At 77.5% G+C, this 18,492-nt stretch carries 10 protein-coding genes; 2 read left to right on the plus strand and 8 right to left on the minus strand.

Going from position 1 to position 18,492, the window contains the following annotated elements:
- Positions 1 to 10: 10 nt before the first annotated feature.
- Entirely contained in the window at positions 11 to 3,259 is a 3,249-nt protein-coding gene (locus tag AB0L25_RS17555) for a DUF4132 domain-containing protein (RefSeq protein WP_500173207.1), read from the plus strand.
- A 40-nt stretch (positions 3,260 to 3,299) separates the two neighbouring features.
- Here the strand turns inward: AB0L25_RS17555 and AB0L25_RS17560 are convergent, their stop codons facing one another.
- Both AB0L25_RS17560 and AB0L25_RS17565 read right to left on the minus strand, forming a co-directional pair.
- Positions 3,300 to 3,674 carry a DUF6114 domain-containing protein gene (locus tag AB0L25_RS17560; protein ID WP_500173209.1) on the minus strand — a complete coding sequence of 125 codons (375 nt, stop codon included), beginning with the start codon at positions 3,672 to 3,674 and terminating at the stop codon, positions 3,300 to 3,302.
- Positions 3,665 to 4,258 (minus strand): DUF6230 family protein, encoded by a 594-nt coding sequence (locus AB0L25_RS17565; RefSeq protein WP_500173211.1) that lies wholly within the window; start codon positions 4,256 to 4,258, stop codon positions 3,665 to 3,667. The genes AB0L25_RS17560 and AB0L25_RS17565 overlap by 10 nt, the downstream gene beginning before the upstream one ends.
- Before the next feature lie 84 nt (positions 4,259 to 4,342).
- On the opposite strand from AB0L25_RS17565, the gene AB0L25_RS17570 reads away from it, so the two are divergent.
- Positions 4,343 to 6,097, plus strand: coding sequence for a fatty acyl-AMP ligase (locus tag AB0L25_RS17570; RefSeq protein ID WP_500173213.1), 1,755 nt, complete (start codon positions 4,343 to 4,345; stop codon positions 6,095 to 6,097).
- Here AB0L25_RS17570 and AB0L25_RS17575 read toward each other — a convergent pair.
- The 6 genes from AB0L25_RS17575 to AB0L25_RS17600 are packed head-to-tail and all read right to left on the minus strand — an operon-like array spanning position 6,084 to position 18,456.
- Entirely contained in the window at positions 6,084 to 6,989 is a 906-nt protein-coding gene (locus AB0L25_RS17575; protein WP_500173215.1) for an alpha/beta fold hydrolase, read from the minus strand. The two genes, AB0L25_RS17570 and AB0L25_RS17575, sit on opposite strands and share 14 nt — an antisense overlap.
- Positions 6,986 to 7,987, minus strand: coding sequence for an NAD-dependent epimerase/dehydratase family protein (locus AB0L25_RS17580; protein WP_500173217.1), 1,002 nt, complete (start codon positions 7,985 to 7,987; stop codon positions 6,986 to 6,988). The genes AB0L25_RS17575 and AB0L25_RS17580 overlap by 4 nt, the downstream gene beginning before the upstream one ends.
- Entirely contained in the window at positions 7,984 to 9,666 is a 1,683-nt protein-coding gene (locus tag AB0L25_RS17585) for a fatty acid CoA ligase family protein (protein ID WP_500173219.1), read from the minus strand. Before AB0L25_RS17585 ends, AB0L25_RS17580 begins: the two co-directional genes overlap by 4 nt.
- Positions 9,667 to 9,673: 7 nt before the next feature.
- On the minus strand, positions 9,674 to 10,693 hold the full coding sequence (locus AB0L25_RS17590) for a 3-oxoacyl-ACP synthase III family protein (protein WP_500173221.1): 1,020 nt from the start codon (positions 10,691 to 10,693) through the stop codon (positions 9,674 to 9,676).
- Positions 10,690 to 10,959: an acyl carrier protein gene (locus AB0L25_RS17595; RefSeq protein WP_500173223.1), complete on the minus strand. Its 270-nt coding sequence runs from the start codon at positions 10,957 to 10,959 to the stop codon at positions 10,690 to 10,692. Before AB0L25_RS17595 ends, AB0L25_RS17590 begins: the two co-directional genes overlap by 4 nt.
- Positions 10,960 to 10,995: 36 nt before the next feature.
- Positions 10,996 to 18,456, minus strand: coding sequence for an SDR family NAD(P)-dependent oxidoreductase (locus AB0L25_RS17600; RefSeq protein WP_500173226.1), 7,461 nt, complete (start codon positions 18,454 to 18,456; stop codon positions 10,996 to 10,998).
- Positions 18,457 to 18,492: the final 36 nt, after the last annotated feature.

The raw sequence follows: 18,492 nt of genomic DNA on the forward strand, positions 1-18,492 counted from the left end.
GTTAGGCCACATGAACGATCGGCTCCCGACCCTGCCCGACGAGGACGTCCCGGCCCTGCCGGACGAGTGGCTGCGGTCCGTGCACCCCCGGCGCGGCGGCGCCCCCGCGCCCGTGATCGAGGCCGACCCGAAGGCGCCGGGGGCCGCCGCGCGGCTGGTCGACCGGAGCGACGGGATCGTCGAGGCGATGCTGGAGGGCGGCCGCCCGACCGCGGAGATCGCGGAGGCCGTCCGGCGGCACCGGGACGGGACGCCCGACCCGGTGGGCGCCGCGGTCATCGCGAAGCTCGTGATGCGCGCCCTCGGGGACCTCAAGCAGCCGGTGTGGCGCACGTTCGTCGACGCCTGGACGGCCGCGCACGGCCCCGGGTTCGCCGGGTGCGCCCTCCTCGAGCTGTCCCGGACGACCGTCGTGACGGCGGCCGGGGGCGGCGTGTGGCGCGGCCGGTTCACCGTCCGGGCGACCCGCGACGACGGGGACCCGGACCGGCCCGGACCGTTCCCGCTGCGGCGCGTCCGGAGCCTGCTCGCCGCGGCCGGCGACGCCGAGCAGGAACGCCTCGGCCCGCACCGCACCACCCCGGCGACGCGGATCCTCGCCGCCTACCTGGTGCCGAACCGGCACGACTGGGTGGCGGAGTCGCTCGCGGACGTCGACCGCCGCATGAACAAGTCGCTCGTCCTGTGCTCGGCGGGGACGGCCGAGCACCTGCGCACCGCGGGCGTCGACCTGTCCTGGGGCGACCCGACCCGGGAGGTGCTCGCCACCCTCGTCGACGGCGTCGGCCCGGACGTCCTGCCGTTCCTCCTGGCGAACCTCGACCACGGCCGCCTGGACAGCCGCGACCGCGAGCAGATCCTCCAGGCCGTGGCGCTGCTGCCGTCCGACGCGGCGTTCGAGGCGCTGCTGGACCGCCCCGGCGACAAGTACGCGCGCCGCGCACTCCAGGAGGCGGCGCGGCGGTTCCCGGTGCGCGCCATGCGCCTGCTCGCGGGCCGCGGCCTCGCCGAGCCGCTGGGCGACCACGTCCGGACGCACCTCGACACGGCCGTCGCCGCCCTGCCGTCCCTCCCCGAGGCGGTGCGCGCGGTCGTCGAGCCGCTCACCGAGGCGGCCGCCCGCGTCCCCGACGCGCCCGCCGCCGACGTCCCGGCGGTGCTGGTCACGCCCCCGTGGGAGGGGCCGGCGGGAACGTTCCGCGCGGACCTCGCGGCGCCGCCCGCCCGGACGCGCTGGCCGGACGGGCTCCGCGACGCGTGGCTCGCGACGGACGTCTCGTCCGTCCGCCCGCCGGACGACCCGTCCTGGAAGCCCCTCATCGAGGCGGGGCGCCGCCCGTTCGACGCGCTGATGCTGCACGGCTCCGAAGACGACGTCCGCGCGCTGCTGGCGGACGGCTCCTGGCTCGCGGGCGGCGGCAAGGACTGGCACCGGGTCGTGGTGGCGCGGCACGAGACGGCGGCCGTCGAGAAGGTCCTCCGGTACGCCGAGGGGAATCCCGGCGGGTACGGGGGGCTGCTGCTGCCGTTCCTGAGCCGCGGTGTCGCCGAGTTCATGTGCGACCTGCTCGACCGGGACGATCCGCCCGGCCGGCAGGTGGCGAACGCCTGGCTCGACCACCACGGGCTCGACACCGTGCCGTACCTCGCCGTGCGGGCGCTGGGCTCGGCGGCGAAGAAGCGGGGGCAGGCCGAGCGGGTGCTGCGCCGGCTCGCCGCCGAGCACGGCCCCGACGCGGTCGCCGCCGCCCGCCCGGAGGCGTCCGGCGAGCTGCGCGCGATGCTGGCGGCCCACCCGGTGCGGACGGGCCTGGTCAAGCGGCCCCAGGTGGGTGCGTGGGCGGACCCGTCCGTGCTCCCGCAGGTCCTGTTCAAGGACCGGGAGCGTGCGATCCCGGCGCGCGAGACGCGGAACCTCATCGAGCTCCTCGGCCTGCCGGAGGCGTCCGGCCTGCTCGACGAGGTTCTCGCCGTCGCCGACCCCGTGTCCCTCGCCGAGTTCGGCCGCGCCCTCTTCCGCCGCTGGCGGGACGCGGGCGCGACGTCGAAGGAGTCGTGGGCGCTGACGCAGCTCGGCCGCACCGGGGACGACGAGGCGGTGCGGATGCTGACCCCGGTCATCCGGGCGTGGCCGGGGGAGGGCGGGCACAAGTACGCCGTCACCGGCCTGGACGTCCTCGCCGAGATCGGCACCGACCTGGCGCTGTCGCACCTGGACTCGATCTCGCGGAACGTGAAGTTCAAGGGGCTGCGGGCCCGCGCGCAGGAGAAGGTGCAGGAGGTGGCCGACGGGCTCGGGCTCACCGCCGAGCAGCTCGCGGACCGGCTCGTCCCGGCGTTCGGGCTGGACGCGGACGGGTCGATGACGCTCGACTACGGTCCGCGGCGGTTCACGGTCGGGTTCGACGAGCAGCTCAAGCCGTTCGTGACGGACGAGTCCGGCAAGCTGCGCAAGGCGCTGCCGAAGCCGGGGGCGAAGGACGATCCCGAGCTGGCGCCCGCCGCGCACAAGGCGTTCGCCGCGCTCAAGAAGGACGTGCGCGGCGCCGCGTCCGACGCGCTGCTCCGCCTCGAACGGGCGCTCGTCACCGGGCGGCGCTGGACGGCCGCCGAGTTCCGCACCTACCTGGTCGGGCACCCGCTCGTCCGGCATCTCGCCCGGCGCCTGGTGTGGGTCGCGGAGGACGGCGGCGGGACGGCGTCGTTCCGGGTCGCCGAGGACGGGACGTTCGCCGACGCCGCCGACGAGACGTTCGTCCTCGCGGAATCGGCCCGCGTGGGCATCGCGCACCCGCTGCACCTCGGTGACGAGCTCGTCGCGTGGGGGGAGGTGTTCGCCGACTACGAGATCCTGCAGCCGTTCGAGCAGCTCGCCCGGCCCGTCCACGTCCTGACCGAGGCGGAGCGGGAGGGCTGCCGGCTGGAGCGGTTCGAGGGCCTCGACGTCCCGTTCGGGACGGTGCTGGCGCTCGTGCGGCGCGGCTGGGAGCGCGGGCAGCCGCTGGACGCCGGCATCGAGCGGTGGATCTCCCGGCGGGCCGACGCGTGGCACGTCGTCGTCAACCTGTCCCCGGGGATCTCGGTCGGCGCCGTGGACGCGACCGGCGACACCCAGCGGCTCGAGACCGTCTGGCTCGCCCCCGAGCCGGACGACCACCGCTGGGCCTCGCCCTCGCACCTCCGCCTCGGCGACCTGGACCCGGTCACCGCGTCGGAGATCCTCGCCGACCTGACGACGCTCGCCGACGCGGCCGTCTGAACCCCCCGTCCGAACGCGCCCGCCGGGGCGCCGCCCGCGGTCAGCCGTCGTCGGCGGGCGGCGTCCAGGCGAAGGCCAGGGACGCGCCGGTGATCGCGGCGAGGGTCCCGACCAGGAAGCCGCCCAGGTTCGTCAGGACGAACGCGGCGAGGGCGGCGAGGACGGTCAGGAGCGCGACGGGGACGCGCTGGTCCGGCGCGAACCAGAGGGCGGCGCCCAGCGCGACGAGGAAGAGGCCGAGGAGGAAGGCGGCGTAGCCGCCGACGCCGGTGTGGACGATCAGGCCGGTGCCGGCCACCGGCACCAGCAGGATCTCGGCGCCGGCCGCGGCCACCAGCAGGCCCGCGGCGAAGGGGCGGCGGGCCCGCCACGCCGCGGCGGCGCGCCGGCGCGCGGGCAGGCGGCTCAGAAGCATGCCGGGACGTCGCGTCCGAAGGAGACGTCCAGGCCCGTCACCTGGAAGGAGCCGCCCGCCACCATCCAGGCGTCGGCCTTGACGTCGGTGACGGTGAAGCCCCCGGCGCCGACGCCGAAGTCGCCGGGGGAGCCGTCGGCGGGGGTGCCGGTGCCGAGCCCGCCGGCGTCCCGGTTCAGCAGCAGGGACGTGAAGTCGACGTCGGCGTCGACGCGGGTGGCGGAGATGCTGAGGCCGGTGATCTGCGAGGCGCGGGCCGGGTCCTTCGCGCTGAGCCGCACCGTGTAGCGGCCGAGGGGCGTGTCGACGCGCGCGGACTGGCACAGCCCGCGGACCCGCGCCGAACGCATCGTCAGCACCATGACGGGGTGGTCGCCGCCGTCGGCCGAGTGGACGACGGCCGGGTGCAGGCCGAAGCCCCGCCCGGACAGCTCGGCGGCCGACACCTGCATCTGCCGCCCCGACACCGCGAACGACGCGGGCAGCGCGCCCTGCGCCATCCCGAACGCCAGCACCGCGAGGGCGCCGACGGCCGGCACGAAGAGCACCAGAAAGCGGCGCAACGGGGCGAGTGGTCGCGTCATCGCGGGCGTCCTTCCCGGTCGCTGCCCGGCTTGGCCGTTTCCCGACCCCGCCGATGGCTCTCCATGACGATACCATTACGCTACGTGACCGAAGGGGAGTCGATGAACCTCGTGCGGTGCCTGCGTGAGCGGAGCGAGCGGTACGGGGACGAACGGTCGTTCGCGTTCGTCACTTCCCGGGGCGGGAAACTGGTCGAGACCCGCCGCCTTACCTACGCCGAACTGGACGGGCGCGCGCGGGCAATGGGCGCGCGACTGGCCGGGCTGGGGGCGGGCGGGGAACCAGTCGTCCTGCTGCATCCGACCGGCCCCGAGTTCCTCGTCGCCTTCTTCGGCTGCCTGTACGCCGGGGCGATCGCCGTTCCGGCGCCGCTCCCCGCGCTCGATCCGCGCGCGTTCGTCCGCGCCGAGGGCGTCCTCGCCGACACCGGCGCCCGGCTCGTCCTGACCGACGCGGCGAATCTGGCGATGCTGGACGCGTGGCTGGAAAGGACCGGCCTGCGCGAACGCGTGCGCTGCGCGCCGACCGAGGCCCCGGCGGCCGATCCCGCGGCCGCCGCCGTCCCGCCGGGAGGGGACGCCGCCGGGGAGGACGACGTGGCGTACCTGCAGTACACGTCCGGATCGACCAGCCGCCCGCGCGGGGTGATGGTCACCCACGGCAACGTCCTCGCCAACTGCGCCGCCATCACCGCGGGCCTCGGCGCGCCGGAGATCCGCGCGGCCGCCGGGTGGCTGCCCCACTTCCACGACATGGGGCTGGTCGGCATGTACCTGCACGCGCTCTTCGCGGGGAAGGACCTCGTGGCGGCCTCCCCGACGGCCTTCCTCGCCCGCCCGGCGCTCTGGCCGGAGATGATCGACCGGTACCGGGCGGGCTTGACGGTCGCGCCCGACTCCGGGTACGAGTGGCTGGCCCGCCGCTGCCGCCCGGAGGACGCGCAGGGATTGGACGTCTCGTGCCTGCGGCGCGCGGTGGTCGGCGCGGAACCGGTCCGGCCCGCGACGCTCGACGCGGTCGCCGGGCGCTTCGGCGCCATCGGCTGGGACCGCCGGTGCTGGACGCCCGCGTACGGGCTGGCGGAGGCGACGCTGATGGTGAGCATGGCGGAGGGCGGCCCGGTCGTCGGCCGGTTCGGCGCGGCGGCGCTGCAGGCCCGCCGGGGCGTCCGCGCGGGCGGCGCCGAACCGTGCACCGAGCTCGTCGCCGCGGGCCGTCCGTCCGGCGCGGAGGTGCGGATCGTCGACCCGGAGACGCGCGCCGAACTCGGGGAGGGCCGGGTCGGGGAGATCTGGGCGGCGGGCGACGGGGTGGCCCGCGGCTACCGCGGCGACGAGCGGGCGACCGGGCGCACCTTCCGCGCGCGCCTGCGCGACGGCCGGGGCCCGTTCCTGCGCACCGGCGACCTCGGCTTCGTCCTGGACGGCGACCTGTACGTGACCGGACGCCTGAAGGAGGTCGTCATCGTCAACGGCCGCAACATCCACCCGCACGACCTCGAGGAGGCGGCGCGGCGCGCGCATCCGGCGGCGGGCGCGGGCGCGGCGTTCGCCGTGCGGGACGGCCGCGAGCACGTCGTGCTCGTCCAGGAGGTCCGGGCGCGGAGCGGGGAGCCGCTCGAGGAGGTGGCGCGGCGGATCCGGCGGGCGGCGAGCGGCGCGGCGGGCGTCCCGGTGAGCGTGGTGCTGGTGCGCCGCAACGGCGTCCCGCGCACCACCAGCGGGAAGGTCCGGCGCTCCCGGACGCGCCGGGAGTGGCTCGGCGGGCGCCTCACCGTCCTGCACGCCGACCTCGACCCGGGCGTCGGCGCCCTGCTGGCGCGCGTCAGCCGCACATGAAGTCGCGGAGCTCGACCAGGAATCGGTAGCCGGTGTCCTCGAGGACGTAGTGCCCCGCGTCCGCGTAGGCGTGCGTGCGGGCGGCGGGGAAGCGCCGCCGCCACTCGTCCAGCATCGCCCGGTCGAGGACGACGTCCCGCAGCCCCCACCCGATGAGGACGGGCAGGTGCGCGAACGCGGCGAGCGCCTCGCCCGCGCCGTGCAGCAGCGGCCACGCCGCGTCGCCGGGCCGCAGCGGGACGTCCTGGACGAACCGCTGGATCGCGCGGCGGTTCGCGGGGTCGGCGGTCGGCGCGAGGAACGCGGCGCGGACGGCCCGCGGCATCGGGCGCCGCACGCCCAGCGGCGGCAGGGTCGCGAGCCGCGCGAACAGGTTGTGCCGCAGGAACAGCCGCTCGCCGAGCCGGGTCTCGCGCAGCACCCGGAACGGGACGCGCAGCGGCGCGCGGACCCGTGCGCCGTGCGGGTTCGGGAAGGCGGCGGTGTTGAGGACGATGAGGCGCGCCACGCGCTCGGGACGCCGGGCCGCCCACGCCGCGCCGATCGGCCCGCCCCAGTCGTGCATCGCCAGCGTCCAGCCGGTTTCCGGGGCGCCCCGTTCGGCGATCAGGTACTCCACCAGGGCGTCGAGGTCGTCGACCCGGGAGGCCAGCGTGTAGGCGTACCGGTCCTCGCCGGGTTTGTCGGACAGCCCCATCCCGACGTGGTCGGGCGCGACGCAGCGGAACCGGTCGCGGAGCGTCAGGATCGGCCACCGCCACAGGTAGCTCCACGACGGGTTGCCGTGGACGAACAGGACCGGCGGCCCCGACCCCTCGTCCACGTAGTGGAGCCGGACGCCGCCGCGGTCGAGCCACCGCGACGCGAACGGGTACTCCGGGAACCGGTTCACCGCGCCGCCCGCAGCGGCCGCCGCTCCAGGTGCGCGGCCAGCCGCGCGAGGCCCGTCGCGGTGTCCACGGACGGGCGGTAGCCGAGGTCGCGGCGCGCGGCCGAGATGTCGAACCAGTGCGCGGTGGACGCCTGGTTCACCAGGAAGCGGGTCAGCGGCGGCTCGCCCCGCACGCCGGGCAGCCGGTACGCGGCCTCCGCCAGCGCCCCCGCGGCGTAGGCGGGCCGGACGAACGGGAGCCGCCGCGTCACCGGCGGCAGCCCCGCCGCCGCCAGCAGCGCGTTCAGCCACGCCCCCAGGCCCTGCGGCTCGCCCTGGCTGATGAAGTAGGCGCGGCCGACCAGCGGCGAGCCCGGCGCCAGCAGGTCGAGCGCGCGGACGTGCGCGTCGGCGGCGTTGTCGATGTAGACGGTGTCGACCGGCTTGTCGGACCTCCCGAGCAGCCACAGCCGGTGCCGCCGCGCGGCGAGGCGGGGCAGGAAGTGCGGGTCGCCCGGCCCCCAGATCAGGTGCGGCCGCAGCGCCACGGCCGGGACGAGCCGCCCCGCCGCGCCCAGCACCAGGCCCTCGGCCGCCGCCTTCGTGCGCGAGTAGGCGGCCAGGAAGCGCCGCGCGTACGGCACGGACTCGTCCACGCCCGCCAGGTCGCGCCCGGCGTGCACGACGCTCGGCGACGACGTGTGGACGAGCCGGGCCCCGGCCCGCGCGCACGCCTCCAGCACGTGCCGCGTGCCGTCCACGTTGACGCGCTCGTAGTCGCGGGCGCGCCCGCCGACGCCCGCCTTCGCGGCGCAGTGCACGACGGCGTCGCACAGCTCCGCCGCGGCGAGCACCGCGGCCCGGTCGCGGACGTCGGCGAGGTGCTGGACGACGCCGAGTTCGTCCAGCGCGGCCGACCTGCGCCGCTGCAGCGCGTGCACCGTGTCGCCGCGCTCGGCGAGGCGCCGGCACACGGCCTCGCCGAGGAACCCGCCGCCGCCCGTCACCAGGACCTTCACCGCACCTCCCCGGCCCGCCGCCGCAACGGTTCGCGGGCCTCCTCGCGGACGATCTCGCGCTCGGCCCACAGCGCCAGCTCGTTCCGGCGGATCTTGCTGTTGTGCCGCACGTCCACCGGGAACCCGTAGTTGAACAGGACGTCGCGGATCGGGGCCGTCCCCGGCCGCCGCGCCGCGAGCGCGAGCAGCTCCGCGCGCAGCCGCGCCCGCTGCGCCCGTCCGGTGCCCGACTCGGGCTCCACCACCAGGACGGGACGCTGCCGGGGCGGCGACCCGATGCCGACGAGGGCGGAGCGGCGCACCCCGGGCACCGCGTCGAAGACCGGCTCGACGTGGTCGGTGTACAGGTCGCCGCCGTCCGCGGTCCGGACGCGCTCGGCCTTGCGGCCCGCGAACCACAGCCGGCCCTCCGCGTCGATCCGGCCGAGGTCGCCCATGCGGTGCACGGTCCGGTCCCCGTCGGCGATGCGGGCGCGGGCGGTGGCGCCCGGCCGCTCCAGGTACGGGTCCGCGACGGTCGGCCCGGTGACGGTGATCTCGCCGACCGTCCCGTCCGGGACGAGCAGCTCGTCGCTCCACTTGCGGATCGGCTCGTCGGTCACCGCGATGACGCGGACGAGCTGGCCCGGCAGCGGCCGGCCCAGGCAGGTCCCGGCGCCGTCCGCGGTCGCGTCGCCGGTCGCGGCGAGCTCGCCGTCGTCGATCGCGCTGACCGGCATGCACTCGGTCGCCCCGTACGCGGAGAACAGCTCCGCGTGCGCCGGGAGGCAGGCGCGCGCCCGCCGGAGCACCGCGTGCGGAAGCGGCGCCCCCGCGGTCAGGACCGTGCGGAGCGGCGCCAGCGAGTGGCCCCCCGTCAGGCTGTACCGCGCGATGCGGTCCAGCAGCGCGGGCGGCGCGAACAGCGCGGTCACCCCGAACCGGCGGATGTCGCCGACGAGCGTCTCCGGGCGGGCCGACGCGGGGCGCCGCGCGTCCACGGCGGGGAACACCGCGCAGCCGCCGAGGAGCGTCGCCGCGAGCGCGAACGGCGGGAACGTGGACAGCACCCGCGTCCCGGGTTCGAGCGGCCGGGTCGCGTGCAGCATCCGCACCTGCGCCAGCAGGTGCCGGTGCCGCAGCGGGACGCCCTTCGGCACGCCGGTCGACCCCGACGTGTACGCGATCAGCGCGAGGTCCTCGGGTTCCGGTTCGGGCCAGCTCTCCGGGCCGGGGGGCGCGTCCGCGCGCAGCCGGTGGACGGTGCGGCCGAGCCACATCCGCCGCGGCCCGACCGTGATCGAGGTGCGGACGCAGCTGCGCGCCCACCCCAGTGCGACCCGGGCCGCCTGCGCGACCGGCACGCCGATGAACACCTCGGGCGCCGCCTCCGCCATGCAGGCCCGCAGCGCCGCCTGCGGGAGCGCCGGGTCGATCAGCACGGGGACGGCGCCGATCCGCAGCAGCGCGTGGACGGTCGCGAGCAGCTCGATGCCCGGCGGCACCATGACCGACGTGCGGGCGCCGCCGTGCACCCCGGCGCTGCGCAGGCCCGCCGCCGTCCGGTCGATGAGGACGGCCAGCTCGGCGAACGTCACGCTGCGCGGCGAGCGGCCGCCCGTCACGCACGCGACCGCGTCGGGCCGCGCGCGGACCTGCGCGTCGAACATGACCGCGAGCCGGGCCCCTTCTGTGATCATCTCCGGTTCACCACCGCGCGATGACGATGCCGGCGCTGATGCCGCTCGCCAGCCCGACCAGCGCGACGAGGTCGCCGCGCCGGACCCGCCCGTCCCGCACGGCCCGCGCGAGCTGCAGCGGCAGGGTGGCGGACGCGACGTTGCCGTGGTCGGCGATCGTGACCACGGTCTTGTCCGGCGGGATCCCGGCGCGGTCGCAGAACGCCCACAGGTAGGGCAGCGCCGCCTGGTGGACGCAGACGGCGGCGAAGTCGCGCCAGCGGAGCCCCGCCTCGGCGAGCGGCTTGTGCAGGGTCTCCAGGTCGAGCCGGTTGAACGCGTCCGCGAACGCGAGGAAGTCGTAGTCGAACCGGCCGATGGCCGCCGCGGGGGCGTCCGGGTCCGACGACAGGTTCGTCACCGGGACGGCGGCCAGGTGCCAGGCGGCGGACTCGGCGGAGAACCGGGTGCCGAGGACGCCCGGCTCCGCGCCGGCCTCCAGCACCATCGCCGCCCCGGCGTCGGAGAACGTGTAGTGCACCGCCGCGGAGAAGAACTCCTCGGTGCTCGCGACCGTCCAGGGCGTCCCGGAACTGAGCAGCTCCCCGCAGGTGATGAGGATCCGGCGGTGCGTCCCCCGGGCGATGAACGCGTCGGCGATCTCGATCGCGTTGACGAAGCCGTTGCAGGCGTTGCGGACGTCGAACACCGGGCAGGCGGCGCCGAGCTTGGCGGCGACGACGTGCGCGGTGGCGGGCTCCACCGTGTCGCCGAGCACCCCCGCGTAGATGACGAGGTCGAGGTCGAGCGGGCGCGCCCCCGCGTCGTCCAGCGCCTCGCGGGACGCCCGGACCGCCAGATCGGACGGCAGGTCGCCGGGGGCGGCCAGGTGCCGCCGCCGGACGCCGCTGCCGCGCTCCACGAGCCCCCGGGGGAAGTCCGCCCCCGGGCTGCGCGCCGCGACCCGTTCCTCGAGTTCCCCGGTGGTCATCGTCGTCTCCGGCAGGTACGCGGACACGGCCGCCAGGCGGCTGCGCGGGGCGTTCATCGCGACATCTCTCCTTGCACGGTGCGGTGGACCAGATCGGCCAGCTCCAGCACCGTCCTGGTGATGATCAGCCGGTCCAGCGGTAGTTCGACGTTCAGCCGCTCCTCGATCACGTACACGGCGGCGTAGAGGGTGCGGGACTCCATCCCGGGCAGGTCGGCCCAGCTGGCGTCGGGCGCGACCTCCTCGGGATCGAGCGTCAGCGTGTCGGCGAGGACGCCGCGGACGAGGTCGAGCATCGGGATCGGTACGGCGGGCGTGGCCACCTTTCCTCCTCGGGTGCGGAACGGCTTCGCGTGCGGTCAGCGCGAAGGTGACGGGGTCCCCTCGCCGCGGCGCGGGGCGGGGACGGCCTGGGGGCGCGGTGGGGGCGGCGCCGGTTCCGCGGCGCGCGCGGCCGGGGCCGCGGCGCCGAGCCGCGACACGATGAGCCGCGCGATGTCGTTCACCGTCCCGCCGCTGCGCAGCAGCTCCATCGGCGGGATCTCGACGCCGAACCGGCTCCGCAGCGCGGACAGCAGCTCGGTCGCCATGAGGGAGTCCAGGCCGTAGTCGTCCAGCCGCCGGTCGTGCGCGATCCGCCCGGCGGGGGTGAGCAGCACCGCCGCCAGCACGTGCACGAGCCGTTCGGCGACGAGCGCGTGCGCGTCGTCCGCGCTCGCGCCCGCCACCAGCCGCGCGAGCTCGGTCGCGCTCGCGTCGTCCTCCTCGAGCCCGGCGGGCACGAGCCGCGACAGCCACGGCCGGCGCAGCGCGGGCAGGACCCGGCCGAGCCGCGCCCAGTCGCACCGCCCGACCATGCCGACGTCGACGCCCTCCGCGAGCATGTCCCCGACGGCGGCGAGCGCCTCGGCGGGGGTGATCGCGTCGATGCCGGCCCGGGCGAGGACCCGTTCCCGGTCGCCGGTCGCGAGGACGCCCGTGCCCGCGAGCGCGCCGAGCCCGACCGCGAGGGCCGGGAGCCCGGCGCGCCGCCGCCGCCGGGCCAGCGCCTCCAGGTACAGGTTCGCGGCGACGTAATGCGCCTGCCCGACGTTCCCGATCGTGGTGAGCGACGAGCACAGGACGAACAGGTCGAGGTCCCGGTCGCGGGTCAGCCCGTCCAGCACCGCCGCCCCGGCGATCTTGGGGTGCAGGACGGCGCGGATCCGCTCGTCGTCCAGGTCGGCCAGCGGCGCGTCGTCCAGGTGCATCGCCGCGTGGACGACGCCGCGCACCGGGCGCCCGGCGGCGTCGGCGTCCCGGAAGATCCGCCGCATCGCGCCCGCGTCGGCCGCGTCGGCGGCGTGCGCGCGGGCCCGCGCGCCCAGCCCGTCCAGCTCGTCGAGCAGCGCCGGGGCGCCCGGGGCGGCGGCGCCGCGCCGGCCGACCAGGGCCAGGTGCCGGGCGCCGTGCCGCACCAGCCACCGGGCGATCTCGGCGCCGAACCCGCCGAGCCCGCCGGTGACCAGGTACGTCGCCTCCGGGTCGAGCCGCGGCGCGGTCCGGCGCGGCCGGACCCGCACCGGCTCGTCGCGCGGGTCGAGGGACACGACGATCTTGCCGACGTGCCGCGAGTGCCGCATCAGCGTGAAGGCGTCCTGGACGCGCGCGGCGGGGAACACCGTGTGCGGCAGCGGCCGCACCTGCCCGGACCGGGCGAGCGCGCCGAACGCGGCCAGGTGGCGGGCCGCGTCCTCGGGCGCCTTCCACAGCAGCGTGCCGATGTCGACGCCGTGGAACGCGAGGTTCTCCCCGAACGGCCGCAGCAGCAGCGGCCGGTTCTCGTAGATGTCGCGCTTGCCCAGCTCGATGAACCGGCCGCCGTGCGCGAGCGTCTCCAGGCTCCGGGCGACGGCCTCGCCCGCGAGCGAGTTGAGGACGACGTCCACGCCGCGCCCGCCGGTCAGCTCCCGCACCCGCTCCGCGAAGTGCAGGCTGCGCGAGTCCAGCACGTGGTCGGCGCCCAGCGCCCGCAGCAGCTCGCGCTTGACCGGGGTGCCCGCCGTGGCGACGACCCGGGCGCCGAGGGCGCGGGCGACCTGCAGCGCGGCGAGCCCGACGCCGCCCGCCCCGCCGTGGACCAGGACGGTCTCGCCCGCCCGGAGCCGCGCGCACACCTCGAGGGAGTACAGGGCCGTCGAGAAGGCGATCGGCAGCGTCGCGGCCTCCGCGAACGTCATCCCGTCCGGGACGGGCGCCGCCATCCAGTCGGCGACCACGACCTGGTCGCCGAACCCGGTGTTCCCGACCGCCGTCACCCGGTCGCCCGGCCGCACCGCGGTCACGCCCGCGCCGACCGCCGTGACGATCCCCGCGCACTCCAGGCCCAGTTCGTGCCCGCCGAAGACGTTCTCGATCGCCTCGACCGGCAGCAGGTTCACCGCCCGCATCACGTCCCGGTAGTTCAGGCCGATCGCCCGCGCCGCGATGCGCACCTCGCCCGGCCCCGGTTCCCGCACCGGCGCCTCCCGCCAGGCCAGGGCGAAGGACAGCCCCGGGTCGTCGACGGCCAGCTCGCAGGCGGCGGGCCGCGGGACGGTCGCCGGCTCGGCCTCCACCAGCCGGGGGACGAACCGCCCGCGCGGCGCGAGGACGAGCTCGTCCTCGTCGTCCGGGGCCAGGAGCTCGGCCGCCAGCCGTCCGGCGTCGGCGCCGTCGTCGCCGCCCGGGTACAGGCACACCCGCCGCACCGTCAGGCCGGGCTGCTCGTTGCCCAGCGACCGCGCCGCGCCCCACACGGCCGCGTCCTCGGGGTGCGTCGCGGTGCCGTCGAGGACGGGTTCGGGCAGCGCCGCGCACGGCCGCGCCACCACCCACAGCGCGGCGTCCGCGCCGTCCGGCAGCCGGTCGGCGGCCCGCGCGACCGCCCGCAGCGCCGCGAGCCGCCGGGCGACCCGCTCGGCGGGCTCGCCGGGGCCGTCGCCCAGCACGAGCACGAACCCGACCGCGCGCGCGTCGGCGGGCACCCCCGCGAGCCACTGCTCCGGGTCGTCGCTCACCGGGCACCCGCCCGCGGCGCCGCCCCGCGACTCCAGGACGTCCAGCAGGGCGCGGGGCAGCCCGGCCCGCTCGTCCTCGGCCGCGACGACCCAGCACGCGGAGGCGTCCGGCGCGGGCGCCGCCGGCGCAGGGGCTCCCGTCGCGGTCGCGACCGTCACCGACAGGTCCCCGTCCGCGAGGTCGCCTTCTTCGGTCCGGGCCGTCTCGGTGAACCCGGCCTCCGCGAGCAGCGCGTCCCAGCGCGCGGGCGCGAGCAGCGGCGAGTCCGGCCGCAGCCCGCGGTCGGTCACGTCCCAGAAGGCCGCCGACAGCCCGTCGACGGCCAGGAGCGGCCCGAGCCGGTGCGGCTCGGCGGCCAGCAGCGTGCCGCCGGGCGCCAGCAGCGCCGACAGGTGCCCCAGCGCGACCGCGACGTCCCGCGCCCGGTACAGCCCGCCCGCCGCGACGACCATGTCGAACCCGCCCGCCGCGAAGCCCTGCCCGGCGGGGTTCCGGTCCGGGTCGAGGACGCGGTGCTCGACGCGCCCGTCGTCGCCGAAGCGCTTCGCGAGCTGCGCCAGGGCCGCCTCGTCGGGGTCGGTGACCGTGTACCGGGTGCGGTCGGGCGGCAGGACCGGCAGGACGGACGCCGTCGCGCCGCCCGTCCCGGCGCCGACCTCCAGCACCCGCAGCGGCCGGTCCGCGGGCCACCGCCGCACGATCCGCTCGGCGACCGCCGCGACGGCCCGCCCCGCGAGCAGGCCGAGCGGCCCCACGTCGCGGACCTGCCGCAGCAGCTCCGCGCCGCCGCCGGACTCCACCGGCTCCGCCGGCCGCGCGCCCCGCAGCAGCCGGGGCAGCTCCCGCCACAGGCACACCGCGAGGACGTCCCGCGCCGCGAACGACGAGCTCCGTTCGAGGAAGTCGCGGTGCGCCCGTTCGACGTCGCGCGCGGACCACGTGGGCCGGATCCGGTCCTCCACCAGAACGCCGTGCCGCTCCAGCAGCGGCACCGCCGCCCGCACCATCCGGCGCAGATGCGGCACCCCGCACTCGCGCAGCACGTCGTCCAGCGGCCGCCCGTCGCCCGGCCCACCGGACGCGTCGGCGAGCGCGCGGGCGAGCGTGTGCGCGAACACCTCCTCCAGCCGGTCCGCGTGCGCCGCGTGGCCCAGCTCGTCCCACGCCGGGCGCAGCGCCCCGATCGCCGCCTCCGCCTCCGCCAGGACCTCCCGGGCCGAGACGGCCGGCGCCGCCGCCACCACCCCGGGCCGGGGCGCGGCCCGCAGCACCGTCGCGTATCGCGCGAGCGGCGTCCGGCTGCGCGCGGGCATCCGGCGCAGCCGGCACCCCTCGATCTCCACCGCGACCCGCCCGGCCAGGTCGGTGATCGTGATGTCCCAGCAGACCTCGTCCGCGGTGCGGGGCCGTTCCCGGACGTGCAGCAGGCCGTTCACCGACGGCGCCTCCCACACCCGCACCGCGCCGATCGCCGCCGGCATGTACCCGGTGCCCGCGCGCAGCTCGTCCACCAGCCACAGGACGCCCGCCTGCAACGCGCCGTCCAGGACCACCGGATGCGCCTCGTAGTCGCCCTCCGCCTGGGCGGGGCACCGGTACGCCCCGAAGATCTCCCCGTCGCCGCGCCGCAGCTCCGTGAGCACCCGGAACTCCGGGCCCCACACCATGTGCCCCTCGGCCGCCGCCGCGTAGTACCCGGCGACGTCCACCGGCTCGGCGGCGCGGGCCCGCAGCGCGTCGACGTCCAGGGGCGCCGGGACGGGACGCAGCAGCGGGCGCACCCGCGCCCGGACGTGCTCGCGCGGCTGCCCGCCCCGCCGGTCGGAACTCGCGACGGTGAACACGCCGGTCTCCGTGGACAGCGACGTCTGCGCCCACACCGGTTCCGCCTCCGTGCCCGACGGGATCACCATCGCCCGGCTGATCTCGACCCGGTCGACCTCCACCGCGCCCGGCGCGCCCGGCAGCGCCAGCCGTGCCGCCGCGACCGCCATCTCCACGTAGCCCGTCGCGGGCATCACCGCGGCGCCCGCCGCCCGGTGGTCGAGCAGCCACGGCGCCCGCGCCGGGTCCGTCTCCCCGAACCACGCGGGCTCCGGCGCCGGGAGCCGCGTCCCGAGCAGCGGGTGCTCGGTCGCGCGGCGGCCGCCCGGCTGCGTCCACGTGTCGGGGCCGCCCACCCAGAAACGCTCCCGGCGCCACGGGTAGGCGGGGAGGTCCGCGACCGCGCCGCGGCGCGGGAAGTGGACGTCCCAGTCGAGGTCCGCGCCGACCGCGATCAGCTCCGTGACGGCGTCCCGCATCCGCGCCGGGCCCGGCTCGTCCCGCCGCAGCGTGCCGACCACCGCGGTCCGGCCCCGGCCCCGCGCGGCGCCGGCCGCGCGCCGCAGGTACGACCGCAGCACCGGGTGGGGGCCCACCTCCAGGAGCACGTCCGCGCCGTCCGCGAGCACCTGCGCCGCCGCGTCCGCGAACCGCACCGGCTCCCGCACGTTCCGCCACCAGTACCCGGCGTCCAGCTCGGGGCCCTCCACCGGGCCGCCCGTCACCGTGGACACCATCGGCACCCGCGCCCGCCCCGGCCGCAGCCCCGCCAGCCTCTCGCACAGCCGGTCGCGGATCGGGACCATCGCGGCGCTGTGGAACGCGTAGTCGAGGTCGAGCTCGCGGTAGAACGCCTCGTCCGCCGCCGGCCGCGCGGCCAGCGCCTTCAGCGCGTGCGCCGGCCCCGCCACGGTGACGTCCCGGTCGGTGTTGACCGCCGCGATCTCCACCGCCGGATGGTCCGCGAGCAACCGGCGCGCCTCGTCCTCCGGCAGCCCCAGCGCCGCCATCCGGCCCCGCCCCCGCGTCGCCGCCTGCGCCAGGCTCCGCTCGGCGATCACCTGCGCCGCCTGCGCGAGCGACAGCGCGCCCGACGCGTGCGCGGCGGCGACCTCGCCGACGCTGTGCCCCAGCACCGCGACGGGCCGCACGCCCGCCGCGTCCAGCATCGCCGCCAGGCCCGCCTGGACGGCGAACAGCAGCGGCTGCGCCGTCTCGGTCGCCCGCAGCCCGTCGCCCCGCACAGACGCGAGCCCGTCCAGGACCGACCAGCCCAGCAGGGGCGCGAGCCGGACGTCCACGGCCTCGACCGCCGCGCGGAACACCGCGTCCTCCAGCAGGTCGGCGCCCATCCCGGCCCACTGCGAGCCGTTGCCGGAGAACACCAGCGCCACCCGCCCGTGCTCGACGGCCTCCGCCCGCACCGCGTCCCCGAGCCCCCGGGCCGCCGCCTTCGCCGAGCCGGCCAGCACCACCGCCCGGTGCCGGTGCAGGCCGCGCCGCCGGGCCGCGGTGTAGGCGACGTCGTAGAAGCCGTCCTCCGCGACGGACTCCAGATGCCTTTTCGCCCGCACCACCGCCTCGTCCAGCGCCTCCGGGCCGCGCGCCGACACCACGACCGGCAGCGCCCGCCCGTCCGGTTCCGCCGGGACGGGCGCCGCGGCGGGCGGCGGCGCCAGCGCGACGTGCGCGTTCGCGCCGCCGAACCCGAACGAGTTGACCCCGGCGAGGGGCCGCGCGCGGCCGTCCGCCGGCATCGCCCGCGTCGCCACGCGCAGCCCGAGCCCCGCGAAGTCGATGGCCGGGTTCGGTTCGTCCGCGTGCAGGGACGGCGGGATCGTGCCGTGCCGCAGCACCAGCAGCGCCTTGAACAGGCCCGGCATCCCCGACGCGGGCTCCAGATGCCCCACGTTCGTCTTCACCGACCCGATCGGCAGCGGCCCCCGCGTCCGCCGCCGGCCGAGCGCCCGCCCCAGCGCCTCGCACTCCGCCGGGTCCCCGGCCGCCGTGCCCGTCCCGTGCGCCTCCACGTACACCAGGTCGTCGGCGTCCAGGCCGGAGTAGACGCTCCGCAGCAGGTCCTCCTGCGCCGCCGGGTTGGGCAGCGCCAGCCCCATCGTGCGGCCGTCGTTGTTGCTCGCCGCGCCCACGATGACCGCGTGGATCCGGTCGCCGTCGCCGACCGCGTCCGCGAGCCGCTTGAGCACCACGACGCCGCCGCCCTCGGCGCGGACGAAGCCGTCGGCGTGCGCCGAGAACGCCCGGCACCGGCCCGTCGGCGACAGCATCGACGCCTGGCTGAACCCCACGAACGGCCCCGGCCCGAGCAGCGCGTTCACGCCGCCCGCCAGCATCACCCGGCCGGAACCCTCCGCGAGCGCCCGCACCGCCCGCTCCACCGCCACCAGCGCCGACGAGCACGCCGTGTCGATGCTCATGCTCGGCCCGCGCAGGTCGAACACGTACGACAGCCGGTTCGACGCGATCGACAGCGCCGCCCCCGACATCGAGTAGGGCCCCATCGCGCCCGGTTCGAGCGCCTGCAGCGTCCCGTACGCGGGATCGGACAGCCCGACGAACACCCCGGAGTCCGTCCCGGCCAGCGCGCCCGGCGCGATGCCCGCGTCGTCCAGCGCCTCGGCGGCCATCTCCAGCAGCAGCCGCTGCTGCGGGTCCATCGTCGCCGCCTCCTTCGGCGAGATGCCGAAGTACGCCGCGTCGAACCCGCTCAGGTCGTCCAGGAACCCGCCCGCGCGGGTGTAGCTCCGGTCGGGCCGGGGCGCCCGCTCGTCCACGAACCGGCGGACGTCGAACCGGTCCGGGGGAATCTCGCCGACCAGGTCGGCGCCCCGCAGCAGCGCGTCCCAGAGGCCGTCCAGGTCGGTGATGCCGCCGGGCAGCCGGCACGCGGCGCCCACGATCGCCACCGCGTCCTCGGGTCGGCTCCATTCGCCCATCGCCCCGCCTCCCGCTCGCCAACTAGGGCACTACCT

This window comes from Spirillospora sp. NPDC052242, from assembly GCF_040679555.1.
GTDB lineage: Bacteria > Actinomycetota > Actinomycetes > Streptosporangiales > Streptosporangiaceae > Spirillospora.